Here is a 14,717-nt window from a genome sequence, read left to right on the forward strand (position 1 = left end):
CGAAAGCCTTTGTTTTATGTGCTTTAGGGAGTGCAGAAAGGCTTGAGGAAAGTTCCACTCACTTTGCGACATACGGGCGAAGTACTGCTAAAGGGGAGGGACGCGTAGCGGCCAATGAGCGACAGTTTTTTGTCACTCGGGTGATTCACCACCGTTACGTAGCGCTAGTGGGCGTGCTGCATCGATCAGGGATTCCAAGTGCTTGATGGCGCTGGGGTTTCTGAATTTGCATACCCTGCGAAACGAACTGTCGAGGTGCGAGCGTCGCCCCGACAACCCGCTTGAGCCATGGGCTGCTTCGCGAACCAGTGCCGACGGTGGTCGGCAGCGGAGGAAATGCACATGGCAACGCTCATCGGGATCGTCACTAAAGTCATCGGTCAGGTTTTCGCTCAATCGGCTGACGGAAGTCGGCGCGCATTGGTTGAAGGCGATCGACTGTTTGCCGGAGATCAATTGATCACGGGCGCGGAGGGGGCGGTCGCCGTCCATCTGCAAAACGGCCAGGAACTGACCCTGGGCCGGGACAGCAGCCTGACCATGACCGGACAATTGCTGGCCAACCATGCGCCGCATGTGGATGCCCCGGAAGCGCTGACCCCGAGCGATGCTCAACTCACCGATGTCGCCCAGATCCAGAAAGCCATCGCCGCCGGTGAAGACCCGACCAAATCTGCCGAAGCCACTGCCGCAGGCCCCGATGCCCCCGGTGACACCAACGGCGGCAAGGGTGGCGGCCACAGTTTCGTATTGCTGACCGAAGTGGGTGGCCGGGTCGATCCGGTCATCGGTTTCCCCACGGCCGGTTTTGGTGGCATTCCCGAGTTTCCGGAAGAACGCCACAACGCGGTCATCGACAACGGTGACAACACGCCTGCGCCGGTCATCCCGCCACCGGTCAACAACCTGGTCACCCTCACGGGCCTCGACGTGCCGGGGGGGGAACTGACGCTCAATGAAGCCAATCTGCCGGATGGCTCCGCCGCCAATCCCGGCGCGCTGACCCAGGCTGGCAGCTTCAGCATTTCGGCGCCTGACGGTCTGACCAGCCTTAGCATCGGTGGCATCAGCGTGATTGTCGGCGGCGTGCCCGTCGGTTTCCCGCAATCGATCACCACGCAATTGGGCAACACCTTGACCATCACCGGTTACAACCCGGCGAACGGCACGGTCACTTACAGCTACACCCTCAACGGCAACGACGCCCATCCGGCAGGTGACGGCGCCAACAGCCTCAGCGAACATTTCACGGTGATTGCTGGCGATAGCAATGGCGACACCGCCACCGGCTCGCTGGATGTGAACATCACTGACGATGTGCCAAAAGCGGTCGGTGACAGCAACGCCAGCACCGCGTCGGAAACCAACCTGACGCTGACCGGTAACGTCCTGACCAATGACGTACAAGGCGCCGACCGCGTCCCAACCGGCCCCAATGCCGGCCCGATTACTGCGGGCACTTTCACCGGGACTTACGGCACCTTGGTGCTGAATGCCAATGGCACTTACACCTACACGCTGAACACCAACGATGCGGACTTCAAAAACCTGCACGGCGGTGGCAACGGCACCGAGAACTTCACCTACACCATCACCGATTCGGACGGCGACACCAGCACCGCGAATCTGGTGTTGCAGATCCACAACAACGACGATCCGGTGCTCATCAACGGCTTGAACGTCGAGGGTGGCGAACTGACGGTTTTCGAGAAAAACCTTTCCCTCGGTAGCGCCCCGGATTCGGCGGCGTTGACTCAGAGCGGCACGTTTACCATCACAGCTCTCGATGGCGTCACGACGCTGACCATTGGCGGAATCGCCGTGGTCACCAATGGCGTGGCAGCGGGTTTCCCGCAATCCGTCACTACACCTTTGGGCAGCACGCTGACGATTACAGGCTTCAACGCTACGACGGGTGTCGTGAGCTACAGCTACACCCTGGATCACAACGATGCTCATCCGACTGCCAACGGCGCCAACACCCTGAGCGAGCAATTCGCCGTCACCGTGGTGGATGACAACGGCACCACCGCCAATGCGTCGCTGGACGTGAATATCGTCGACGACCTGCCGAAAGGCGTGGACGACAGCAATACCGGCACCGCCTCTGAAACCAACCTGACCCTGACCGGCAACGTCCTGACCAACGACGTGCAGGGCGCCGACCGCGTCCCAACCGGACCGAATGCCGGGCCGATCACCGCCGGCACTTTCACCGGGACTTACGGCACCCTGGTGCTGAATGCCGACGGTTCTTACACCTACACGCTGAACACCAACGATGCGGACTTCAAGAATCTGCACGGTGGCGGCAATGGCACAGAAACCTTCACCTACACCATCACCGATTCCGACGGCGATATCAGCACCGCGAATCTGGTTTTGCAGATTCACAACAACGACGATCCGGTGACCATCAGCGGCCTCGACGTCAACGGCGGCGAGCTCACTGTTTTCGAGAAAAACCTCAGCACCGGCAGTGCGCCGGACGCCACAGCTTTGACCCAAAGCGGCACGTTCACCATCACAGCTTTGGACGGCGTGACCACGCTGACTGTTGGCGGCATCGCCGTCGTCACCAACGGTGTAGCCGCAGGCTTTCCGCAATCGGTCACGACTCCGCTGGGCAGCACGCTGACCATCACCGGCTTCAACGCCACGACCGGCGTCGTCAGTTACAGCTACACCCTGGATCACAACGATGCGCACCCAACCGCCAACGGCGCGAACAGTCTGAGCGAGCAGTTCGCCGTCACCGTAGTGGATGACAACGGCACTACCGCCAATGCGTCGCTGGACGTGAACATCGTCGACGATCTGCCAAAAGGCGTGGACGACAGCAACGCCGGCACCGCTTCGGAAACCAACCTGACGCTGACCGGCAACGTCCTGACCAACGATGTACAAGGCGCCGACCGCGTCCCAACTGGACCGAATGCCGGGCCGATCACTGCTGGCACTTTCACTGGGACTTACGGCACCTTGGTGCTCAACGCGAATGGCACTTACACCTACACCCTCAACACCAACGATGCAGATTTCAAGAATCTGCACGGTGGTGGCAACGGGACCGAAACCTTCACCTACACCATCACCGATTCCGACGGCGATACCAGCACCGCGAATCTGGTTTTGCAGATTCACAACAACGATGATCCAGTGGTTATCAGCGGCCTCGACGTGAACGGCGGCGAACTCACTGTCTTCGAGAAAAACCTCAGCACCGGTAGCGCGCCGGATGCCACCGCCCTGACTCAGAGCGGCACGTTCACCATCACGGCGCTGGACGGTGTGACCACGCTGACCGTGGGTGGCATTGCCGTCGTCACCAACGGTGTCGCCGCAGGCTTCCCGCAATCGGTCACGACTCCGCTGGGTAGCACGCTCACCATCACCGGGTTCAACGCCACGACGGGCGTCGTCAGCTACAGCTACACCCTCGACCACAACGACGCCCACCCAACCGCCAACGGCGCCAACACCCTGAGTGAGCAGTTCGCCGTCACCGTGGTCGATGACAACGGCACCACCGCCAATGCGTCGCTGGACGTGAACATCGTCGACGACTTGCCGAAAGGCGTGGATGACAGCAATGCTGGCACTGCCTCGGAAACCAGCCTGACGCTGACTGGCAACGTTCTGACCAACGATGTGCAAGGTGCCGACCGCGTCCCGACCGGCCCCAATGCTGGCCCGATCACTGCCGGAACCTTCACCGGGACATACGGCACGCTGGTGGTGAACGCCAACGGCACCTACACCTACACCCTCAACACCAACGATGCGGACTTCAAAAACCTGCACGGCAATGGCAACGGCACCGAGACTTTCACCTACACGATCACTGACTCGGACGGCGATACCAGCACCGCAAACCTCGTGCTGCAAATCCACAACAACGACGATCCAGTGACCATCAGCGGCCTCGACGTAAACGGCGGTGAACTCACCGTCTTCGAGAAAAACCTCAGCACCGGTAGCGCACCGGATGCCACCGCCCTGACTCAGAGCGGCACGTTCACCATCACTGCACTGGACGGTGTCACCACGTTGACTGTCGGCGGAATCGCCGTCGTCACTAACGGCGTAGCCGCAGGCTTCCCGCAATCGGTGACCACTCCATTGGGAAGCACGCTGACCATCACCGGCTTCAACGCCACGACCGGCGTCGTCAGTTACAGCTACACCCTCGACCACAACGACGCCCACCCAACCGCCAACGGCGCGAACAGTCTGAGCGAGCAATTCGCCGTCACCGTGGTCGATGACAACGGCACTACCGCCAACGCCAACCTTGACGTGAACATCGTCGACGACCTGCCAAAAGGCGTAAACGACACCAACGCCGGCACCGCCTCGGAAACCAACCTCACCTTGACCGGCAACGTCCTGACCAACGACGTGCAAGGCGCTGACCGCGTCCCAACCGGCCCCAACGCTGGCCCGATCACCGCCGGCACTTTCACCGGGACTTACGGCACCCTGGTGCTGAACGCCAACGGCACCTACACCTACACCCTCAACACCAACGATGCGGACTTCAAAAACCTGCACGGCAATGGCAACGGCACCGAGACCTTCACCTACACCATCACCGATTCGGACGGCGATACCAGCACCGCAAACCTCGTGCTGCAAATCCACAACAACGACGATCCGGTGACCATCAGTGGCCTCGATGTGAACGGTGGTGAACTCACCGTCTTCGAGAAAAACCTCAGCACCGGCAGTGCGCCGGATGCTACTGCGCTGACTCAGAGCGGCACGTTCACCATCACGGCGTTGGACGGTGTGACCACGCTGACTGTCGGTGGAATCGCTGTCGTCACCAACGGCGTGGCCGCAGGCTTCCCGCAATCGGTCACGACTCCGTTGGGAAGCACGCTGACCATCACCGGCTTCAACGCCACGACCGGCGTCGTCAGCTACAGCTACACCCTGGATCACAACGACGCCCACCCAACAGCCAACGGCGCGAACACGTTGAGTGAGCAATTTGCTGTGACGGTGGTGGATGACAATGGCACCACCGCGAATGCATCGCTGGACGTGAACATCGTCGACGACCTGCCAAAAGGTGTAAACGACAGCAACGCCGGCACCGCCTCGGAAAGCAATCTGACCTTGACCGGCAACGTCCTGACCAACGACGTGCAAGGCGCTGACCGCGTCCCAACCGGTCCCAATGCTGGCCCGATCACTGCCGGTACTTTCACAGGGACCTACGGCACGCTGGTGTTGAACGCCAACGGCACCTACACCTACACCCTCAACACCAACGATGCGGACTTCAAGAACCTGCACGGCGGTGGCAACGGCACCGAGAACTTCACCTACACCATCACTGATTCGGACGGCGATACCAGCACTGCGAATCTGGTTTTGCAGATTCACAACAACGACGATCCGGTGACCATCAGCGGCCTCGACGTGAACGGCGGCGAGCTGACGGTTTTCGAAAAAAACCTCAGCACCGGCAGTGCACCGGATGCCACCGCACTGACCCAAAGCGGTACCTTCACCATCACCGCGTTGGATGGTGTCACGACGTTGACTGTCGGCGGTATCGCCGTGGTTACTAACGGCGTAGCCGCAGGGTTCCCGCAATCGGTCACGACTCCGTTGGGAAGCACCCTGACCATCACCGGCTTCAACGCTACGACAGGTGTTGTGAGCTACAGCTACACCCTCGACCACAACGACGCCCACCCAACCGCCAACGGCGCGAACAGTCTGAGCGAGCAGTTCGCCGTCACCGTGGTCGATGACAACGGCACCACCGCCAACGCCAACCTCGACGTCAACATCGTCGACGACCTGCCAAAAGGCGTAAACGACACCAACGCCGGCACCGCCTCGGAAACCAACCTCACCTTGACCGGCAACGTCCTGACCAACGACGTGCAAGGCGCCGACCGCGTCCCAACCGGCCCCAATGCCGGCCCGATCACCGCCGGCACTTTCACCGGGACTTACGGCACGCTGGTGCTGAACGCCAACGGCACTTACACCTACACCCTCAACACCAACGATGCGGACTTCAAAAACCTGCACGGCAATGGCAACGGCACCGAGACTTTCACCTACACCATCACCGATTCCGACGGCGATACCAGCACCGCGAATCTGGTGTTGCAAATCCACAACAACGACGATCCGGTGATTCTCAATGGCCTGGACGTAAACGGCGGCGAGCTCACTGTCTTCGAGAAAAACCTCAGCAACGGCACTGCGCCGGATGCGACGGCGTTGACTCAGAGCGGCACCTTCACCGTCACCGCCCTCGACGGTCTGCAAACCCTCACCGTCGGCGGTATCGCCGTGGTGACCAATGGCGTAGCCGCAGGCTTCCCGCAATCGGTCGTCACGCCGCTGGGCAGCACGCTGACCATCACCGGTTACAACCCGGCCACGGGCGTGGTGAGTTACAGCTACACCCTGGTGGATCACGAAACCCACCCGACCGGCAACGGCGCCAACAGCATCACCGAGAACTTCAACGTGGTGGCTACCGATGGCGATGGCAGCACCGCGTCCGGGCAGATCAACGTCAACATCGTCGATGACCTGCCGACCGCCAAGGCCGACACCGGCTCGGTGGTGGAGGGCGGCACGGTCAATATCAGCGTGCTGGGCAACGACGTCACCGGTGCCGATGGCCCGGCGGCGGGCGGTGCGGTGGTGGGCGTGCGGGCCGGCAGCAACACCGCGACTTCGGCCATCGGCGGCCTCAACAGCAACATCAACGGCACCTACGGCTACCTGACCCTGGATGCGGCCGGCAACGCCGTTTATCACAGCAATCCGAACTCGGTGAGCCCAGCGGGCGCCACCGACACCTTCACCTACACCATCCGCGACAGTGACGGTGACGAAAGCACCACCACCATCACCGTCAACGTCGCCGACAGCAAACTCGTGGCCTCGGTCGATCAGGACGTGACCGTCTACGAAAAAGCCCTCGACCTGACCAAGGACGGGCAAGACCTGGCCCCCGGCACGGTCACCGGCAGCGATCCGACCAATACCGGCGAAACCGCCACCGGTACGCTGGTCGGCGCGGTCACCGGTGGCAGCGGTGCGATCACCTACACCCTGGTCGGCAGCGCCACCGGCACCTACGGACAGATCTTGCTCAACCCCGACGGCACCTACACCTACACCCTGACCTCGGCGCCGAAAACAACGCCGAACGCCAACGACGGGCCGAACACCCTGAGCGAAAGTTTCACCTACAAAGCCACCGATGCGCTGGGCAACAGCACCACCAGCACCATCGTGGTCAACATCGTCGACGACGTGCCAAAAGCGGTGGCGTCGGATCGTTCGGTGGCGGCGGTGGAGATCGACTCCAACATCCTGATCGTGCTCGACATCTCCGGCAGTATGGCCGACGCCTCCGGTGTGCCGGGCCTGTCGCGGCTGGACCTGGCCAAGCAGGCGATCAGTGCCTTGCTCGACAAGTACGATGATCTGGGCGATGTGAAAGTGCAGCTCGTTACCTTCAGCAGCAACGCCACCGACCGCACGACGGTATGGGTCGATGTGGCGACGGCCAAGACCCTGCTCGCCGGCCTCAGCGCCGGTGGCGGCACCAACTACGATGCGGCCGTGGCGACCATGCAGACCGCGTTCAACACCTCGGGCAAACTCACCGGGGCGCAGAACGTCGGCTACTTCTTCTCCGACGGCAAACCTACCACCGGCCAGGAAATCGGCACCGCCGACGAGACCGCGCTGAAAAACTTCCTCGATGCCAACAACATCAAGAACTATGCGATCGGCCTGGGCAACGGCGTCAGCAACGCCAACCTCGATCCACTGGCCTACGACGGCATCAGCCACACCAACACCAATGCGGTGGTGGTCACCGACCTCAATCAACTGAACTCGGTGCTGTCCGGCACCGTGGTCGGCGCGCCGGTCACCGGTTCGCTGCTGGGTGACAGTGGTTCGTTCGGCGCCGATGGCGGTTTCATCAAATCCATCGTGGTGGACGGCACCACCTACACCTACGACCCGAAAGCCAACAGCGGCCAGGGTTCGCTGACCGCCAGCGGCGGCACCAACCACGGCACCTTCGACACGGTGAACAACACCCTGAGCATCGCCACCAACAACAGCGGCACCCTGGTGATCAACCTCGACACCGGCGACTACAGCTACACCTCGCAAAAAACCACCACGACGGTGATCACCGAGAACATCGGCTTTACCCTCAGCGACAACGATGGCGACCTCGCCAGCTCGACGCTGACGGTGAAAGTGATCCCCAACTCGCCTCCGGTGGCGGTGGACGACCACATCATCACCAACGTGCTGTCGAGCAATGTCGTGGTGCCGGGCGAGTTGCTGCTGGCCAACGACACCGATCCGGACAACGACACACTCAACGCCTCGCCAACCACCTTCAACACCGGTTGGGTCGCCAAGGGGGCGGACTTCACCGGCAGCGGCGCGATCAGCTTCACTGGCACCAGCAACACCGTCGCCAACCAGAACCTGGCGGATGTACGCAATTCCTTCGCAGCCAACACGGCGGCCATGACGGCGGTGCTGGTGGTCAGCGGCTACCTCGGTGCGGTGACCAACGCCAATGCCAACGATGAAGACCTCATCACCGTCAAACTGAAACAAGGCGAGACCCTCAACCTCGACCACAACCTGGCGGCCGGCCACATCACCATGGAGTACTCGGTGAACGGCGGGGCGTTCGTCAGCATCGCCGACGGCGGTACCATCACCGCCAGCGCCGATGGCACGTACCAGATCCACGTGACCAACATCACCAACACCAGCGGCAGCAACACCAATGCCGCGGAAAACTATCAACTGACCATGACGGTCAACTACGCCGGGGCCCACGACATCACCCCGGACTACCACGGCACCTACACCGCCAACGACAACCACGGCGGCAACGACACCGCCAACGTGACCATCAGCTATCAGGACGGCCACACCCTCACCGGGACTTCCGGCGATGACGTGCTGGTGGCGGGCAGCGGCGACAACATCCTCAACGGTGGCGACGGCAACGACGTGCTCACCGCCGGCTCCGGCAACAACGAACTGCACGGCGGCGCCGGCAACGACTTGCTCTACAGCGGCCCGGGCAACGACATCCTCGATGGCGGCACCGGAATCGACACGGTCAGCTACGCACACGCGACGGCCGGGGTTACGGTCAACCTGAGCCTGCTCGGTGCGCAAAACACCCTCGGCGCTGGCATCGATACCCTCAGCAACGTCGAAAACCTCGTCGGCTCGAACTTCAACGACACCCTGACCGGCGACAACAATAACAACGTCATCAATGGAGGTCTGGGCAACGACATCCTCAACGGTGGCGGCGGTGACGACCTGCTGATCGGCGGGATGGGCAACAACACCCTGACCGGCGGGCCGGGCGCCGACACCTTCCAGTGGCTCAAGGGCAACAGCGGCCACGACACCGTCACCGACTTCACTCCCGGCACCGACAAGCTGGATCTGTCGCAACTGCTGCAAGGTGAAAACGGCACGTCGGCGTCACTGGATGACTACCTGCACTTCACCGTCACCGGCAGCGGCGCCTCGGTGGTCACCAGCATCGACGTCAGCGCCATGGCCGGTGCCACGCCGAACCAGACCATCGACCTGGCCGGCGTCAACCTCGCCAGTCACTACGGTGTAACGCCGGGCGCGGGTGGGTTGATCGCCAGCGGGCATGACACGGCGACGATCATCAACGGGATGCTGAATGATCATTCGTTGAAGGTGGATACGGTGTGAGCGGGGGCTGAAACGACAAAACCCGCCGTCCCGATCAACCGGGGCGGCGGTTTTTTTGCGCGTTGATCGTTAGATCGTTCCCACGCTCCGCGTGGGAATGCAGCCCGGGACGCTCCGCGTCCCAAAGAGCGGACGCAGAGCGTCCATTGAGGCATTCCCACGCAGAGCGTGGGAACGATCAGGCGGCGGTCAAACTACAGCGGACGCGTCAGCCTTCAACTCCAGATTATCCAGCACCCGATTCACCGCCAGCTCACTCAGCATGATCAACTGCGCAATCCCCAACAGCACATGCCGCTGCGGCGTATCGATCATCCCGGCGAAATCATTGGCCATGGTTTTGGCCGAGGTCAGGGTTTCGCAGGCGTCGGCCAGCAGTTCTTCGCTGTCGATACCGGGGGCGATGAGGTAGCGGGTGTTGGATTTGAGCAGCGGTTTTCGGGGGAGGAGGGGATTGAGGTAGTGATCGAGGGCGCGTTCGGCGGCTTCGTGGAATTTCTTGGAATCGAGGGTTTCGTAGGGCGAAGTCGAATCGACTTCCGGCGGGTTTGGCGTGGGTTTGATCATGGGTAAAGCCTCTAGAGTAGTGGAGGCGCCACGCTTCGCTGCTAAACGAAAGAGGTGGCGGCCGTACGCGGGTTAGCAGACCAGGACTCTAGAACCCGGCGCACCGAAGTGCCCCACGCAAAGCCGCCATAACGTGAACGGACAGGCGTGAGCCTGATCACGAACGAACGGCATTGTGCGTCTAGAGTAGATCCGGGCTGCTAAACCCGATCGCTGCTTTTCAGCGACCGCCAAACAATAGAACCCGCCCCCAAAGCGCACAAGCCGGCGGATTCTGGCGGATGCGTAGGCAAAGGCGCAAGGTTGCGTGGCTTTGTGGACATAACATTCAACACTCTTCAACGAGGGTTTCCGAATGCGCGGAATCGACAAAATACGCGCTCCCGGTTGACCGGAAGCGCGGGTTTTCGTGTGGGGACTGTTAAATAAATGCGTCCCCATTTCTCTTTTCTTTATTCAGACCTCAAACCAGAGGTGATCCAAAAGGAAACCGTCATTTATTGAGAGGATCTGAATTGATGTAATTTCAGGAAAAGAACCTTCAAAGTACGTGATTTGTGAGCTGTGCGAAAGTGGTTTTTGTCCTAGTAGTCCGCCAGTACCATAGAATAAAACCACCGTATTTGCATCGTTTACTCCGTAGTGCCAAAAACTCAATTTATTGATTTTTAAATTAAATAGAATGCTTACGTTGTTTTGAGTTGTTGGATCCTTTGGCACAATTTTTAAGATATTTCCACTCATTTTTCCAGGTTGAGGTGGCGGAGGAAGACTTGTTTTGCTCAGGTCAACTATTTTTATGGTCGCGTTCCCGGATAGTAAGAGGATGGTCAATAAGTTAGTTTTTATGTATTGGCCGAATTCAACAGATTGTTCCGGTTCAGAATCGAAGTCTTCAGAGTTTATGTTGCCTACCGTCAATGACCATTCGTCAGAGGGCAACGAACTGGAGTTTGGACGTAAACCGAAGGTGTGCATCCCTTCAGACAGCCCCTCCACGCGCATAAAGAACCGACCACTGTCGTTGTACTCGGCATTGGCTGGGCTTAGAACTTTAAGGGTGCCGTTATGTGTGTCGGTTATTTGCAATGGAGTTTTCGGCGGTCCGTCGGCACCGATTTCAATGTCTCTGGATAACGTGGTGTCAGGGGGCTTCAGAGGCTTCCCGCTGGGATGTTCAGTAGCATAGGAGAAATACGGATTCTGCATTTTTGGCCTTTTCTTCATGGCAAACGCTCCTTCGTGGGTTCAGCCATGTCTGCCGGAGCAGCAGCGGGCATGTCCCATGAAGCGCCATCAGTAGAACGTTACACACCTGTCAACTCTGACAGTCCCGACAAGCGGTCAAGACTTGCGCAACGTCTTCTGCCGCAAGATATAAACCGTCACCAGCACCGCACTGGTCAGCATGAACCCCCGCGCCCAAGGCAGTGGCACGAGGTAGCACGAAAACAGAATGCTCGCCCACATCAGCCCGATCGCATGGACCTTGCCTTGAAACGACAAAACCCGCCATCCCGGTTATACGGGACGGCGGGTTTTTCATGTCTGGTGAAACTGTGGCGAGGGAGCTTGCTCCCGCTGGGTTGCGAAGCAGCCCCCAAAAGCATTGCGAGCGCTTCGCACTCGAGCGGGAGCAAGCTCCCTCGCCACAATCGCTCACTTGCCTAGAGGTTTGCGTCAGCCTTCACTTCCAGATTATCCAGCACCCGATTCACCGCCAGCTCACCCAGCATGATCAACTGCGCAATCCCCAACAGCACATGCCGCTGCGGCGCATCGAGCATCCCGGCGAAATCGCTGGCCATGGTTTTGGCCGAGGTCAGGGTTTCGCAGGCGTCGGCCAGCAGCTCTTCACTCGGGATGCCGGGGGCGATGAGGTAGCGGGTGTTGGGTTTGAGCAGCGGTTTTCTGGGGTGGAACGGATTGAGGTAGTGATCGAGGGCGCGTTCGGCGGCCTCGTGGAATTTCTTTGAATCGAGGGTTCCGTAGGGCGAAGTCGAATCGACTTCCGGCGGGTTTGGCGTGGGTTTGATCATGGCGAATCTCCGTGATTGGACTGAGCCGCCACGACTCATCGCTAAACAAGTAAAGGTGGCGGCTGTACGCAGGTTAGCGATCCGGGTCACAGAAACCCCGGGTAGACCCGAAGGTCTCCCACGCACAGCCACCATTACGCCAAGTGCAGAGAAGAGACTGCAATCGGGATTGGGCGTTGTTGCGTCTGTCTGGAGCCGGATCGCTAAACCCGATCGCTGTTTTTCAGCGACCGCCAAACAATAGAACCCGCCCCCAAGGCGCACAAGCCGGCGGATTCTGGCGGATGCGTAGGCAAAGGCGCAAGGTGATGTGGCTTTGCGGACATAGCATTCAGCACTATTCAACAAATGTTACCGAAGGCGCGGAAACGACAAAACCCGCCTTCCCGATCGAACAGGAGGGCGGGTTTATCAGGGTTGGTGCTGGTAAATAAATGCGTCCCCTTTTATTTTCTTTTATTTCTGGTAAATAAGTACCTCTCCTTTTCTCTTTTAATGGGCATCCCTTTTTGCATTAGCTCCACTCAATGTTGTCTATGTGAATAGAATATCCTATAACATCAAAATATGATGCGCGAGAGCTTGTTGAAGCCTCAAATGTATATGTATCTATACGGGGGTGTGTGTATTGTTCATCTAACTTATTCCCTGATGAGTCATAAACAATAACGCCCAGGGAGCCACCGTGTGTGTTGAAAAACGGAAAGTTAATTTTACTTGCGGTATTGGGTAGTCTGAATCTACAAGTGCTTTGGGCCATGTATAAGTACTTTCCTTCCATGTTGGGTATTGGTTGTGATTGGACGGTGAATATCCCTGTTAAATTACTACCTAATATTGTCGTGGTGATTATGAGTCCACTCCTGCACGTGAGTGGTACATTGAGTCTGAGTAATTGGTCGGCCTCGTTACTGAAATTCTCTCTTCTGATCACCTGCTCAATGACACTCAGCGTGCGCACGTTTGAATATATCGGATTCGAAGGGTACAGCGACTTGGCATACAACCGATGAGCACCTGGCTCGACAGAAATCGAGAGTTCCCAATCACCACTGGCACTGACGGTCGCTTTGCCCTTGGGCACTGCACTTGCGCCGCTGTCGTCTAATACTTCGACCTGCTGGCCAGGACTTGCCTTGCCTTTAGGTGTCAACTGAGTGCTGGCAGTGCTTGTACCTTCTGGAACCTCCACATTGTTGGCGTCCAGCACGTTAATCAAGGTCGGGACAATCAACGTCGTGCCCACAATCAATGTTCTCGGCGGGGTCGACACTGGACCCGAATCATAGTTGCCTTCGATCGTGTAACTACGTAGCCCCGCTGCTTGAGTACCGGTGTTATAGGCCCAGTCGCCATTTCCATCCACGGCGATCAGCCCCGGTTGCCTGACCCCGTCGATACGTAGATAAATGGTAGAGTTCGGCTTGGCTTTTCCACTCATCGCAAACAACGTTTCGGGAGTGGTGGCGCCTTCAGGAATAACGGCCCCGCTGATCAAACCTCTGAGCCAATTAATCGTCAGCGTCACGGCTGCACCCACGGTCAATATAAAAACATCGGTCTCAGGCAAACTGGCATTTCCCCGCAATTCAAAACGATGCAGTCCCTGAACCAGATTCACCAGTTGCTGGATGAATGCGCTGCTTGGATTGAACACTCCACTAGCCACTACCGCGCCATTATCCGTAATCACAAATGGAGCACCCGCCGGCCCGCTTCCGCCAAACTCGACACCCGTGGAGGGGGTCGTGTCGCCAGGACTCAACGGGGATCCGCCGGGATACGTCGTGCAATAGCTAAAGAAAGGATTTTGAGTGCTCATGGGGAACGCTCCTTCGCAGGTTCAGCCGTTTTTGCCGGAATGGCAGCGGGCATGCACTATGAAGCGCCATCAAACGAACCTTACACACCTGTCAACTCTGACAGTCCCGACAACCGGTCAAGACTTGTGCAACGTCTTCTGCCGCAAGATATAAACCGTCACCAACACCGCACTGGTCAGCATGAACCCACGCGCCCACGGCAGCGGCACCAGGTAGCACGAGAACAGAATGCTCGCCCACATCAGCCCGATCGCGTAGACCTTGCCCTTGAGCGGTATGCCGTTGCCATCGAGGTAATCGCGGATCCATGGCCCGAGCCGGGGATGCTCGACCAGCCATTGATAGAAGCGCGGAGAGCTGCGGGCGAAGCAGGCGGCCGCCAGCAAGAGGAAAGGGGTAGTGGGGAGAACAGGCAGGAATATCCCGATCACCCCCAATGCCACGCTGAGCCAGCCGATGGCCAGCAGGATGTAGCGCAACATCAGGGGGCGGTTGCCTATGGGGTTGTCCATAG

At 59.1% G+C, this 14,717-nt stretch carries 6 protein-coding genes and 1 pseudogene; 1 reads left to right on the top strand and 6 read right to left on the bottom strand.

Annotated features, from left to right (window positions below):
- Nucleotides 1-342 precede the first annotated feature (342 nt).
- Nucleotides 343-9,774 carry a retention module-containing protein gene (locus AC3WRD_RS09045; RefSeq protein ID WP_102620303.1) on the top strand — a complete coding sequence of 3,144 codons (9,432 nt, stop codon included), beginning with the start codon at nucleotides 343-345 and terminating at the stop codon, nucleotides 9,772-9,774.
- A 189-nt stretch (nucleotides 9,775-9,963) separates the two neighbouring features.
- On the opposite strand, the gene AC3WRD_RS09050 is transcribed toward AC3WRD_RS09045, so the two are convergent.
- From AC3WRD_RS09050 to AC3WRD_RS09075, 6 genes and pseudogenes are all read right to left on the bottom strand, one after another.
- Nucleotides 9,964-10,341: a DUF6124 family protein gene (locus AC3WRD_RS09050; protein ID WP_102620304.1), complete on the bottom strand. Its 378-nt coding sequence runs from the start codon at nucleotides 10,339-10,341 to the stop codon at nucleotides 9,964-9,966.
- Between the two features lie 456 nt (nucleotides 10,342-10,797).
- On the bottom strand, nucleotides 10,798-11,568 hold the full coding sequence (locus tag AC3WRD_RS09055) for a hypothetical protein (protein ID WP_102620305.1): 771 nt from the start codon (nucleotides 11,566-11,568) through the stop codon (nucleotides 10,798-10,800).
- Between the two features lie 117 nt (nucleotides 11,569-11,685).
- Nucleotides 11,686-11,847 (bottom strand): annotated as a pseudogene (locus AC3WRD_RS09060) (YbaN family protein); the annotation flags it as partial.
- A 161-nt stretch (nucleotides 11,848-12,008) separates the two neighbouring features.
- Nucleotides 12,009-12,380, bottom strand: coding sequence for a DUF6124 family protein (locus tag AC3WRD_RS09065; RefSeq protein WP_102620306.1), 372 nt, complete (start codon nucleotides 12,378-12,380; stop codon nucleotides 12,009-12,011).
- Nucleotides 12,381-12,894: 514 nt separating this feature from the next.
- Nucleotides 12,895-14,202, bottom strand: a complete 1,308-nt coding sequence (locus AC3WRD_RS09070) for a hypothetical protein (protein WP_102620307.1) — start codon at nucleotides 14,200-14,202, stop codon at nucleotides 12,895-12,897.
- Nucleotides 14,203-14,319: 117 nt separating this feature from the next.
- Nucleotides 14,320-14,715, bottom strand: a complete 396-nt coding sequence (locus tag AC3WRD_RS09075; protein ID WP_102620308.1) for a YbaN family protein — start codon at nucleotides 14,713-14,715, stop codon at nucleotides 14,320-14,322.
- Nucleotides 14,716-14,717 lie beyond the last annotated feature (2 nt).

The sequence above is a fragment of the Pseudomonas sp. FW215-R2 genome (genome assembly GCF_058789255.1).

Coding starts and splice junctions, on each gene's coding strand:
- AC3WRD_RS09045 (WP_102620303.1), top strand. CDS start 343: ATGGCAACGCTCATCGGGATCGTCACTAAAGTCATCGGTCAGGTTTTC.
- AC3WRD_RS09050 (WP_102620304.1), bottom strand. CDS start 10,341: ATGATCAAACCCACGCCAAACCCGCCGGAAGTCGATTCGACTTCGCCC.
- AC3WRD_RS09055 (WP_102620305.1), bottom strand. CDS start 11,568: ATGAAGAAAAGGCCAAAAATGCAGAATCCGTATTTCTCCTATGCTACT.
- AC3WRD_RS09065 (WP_102620306.1), bottom strand. CDS start 12,380: ATGATCAAACCCACGCCAAACCCGCCGGAAGTCGATTCGACTTCGCCC.
- AC3WRD_RS09070 (WP_102620307.1), bottom strand. CDS start 14,202: ATGAGCACTCAAAATCCTTTCTTTAGCTATTGCACGACGTATCCCGGC.
- AC3WRD_RS09075 (WP_102620308.1), bottom strand. CDS start 14,715: ATGGACAACCCCATAGGCAACCGCCCCCTGATGTTGCGCTACATCCTG.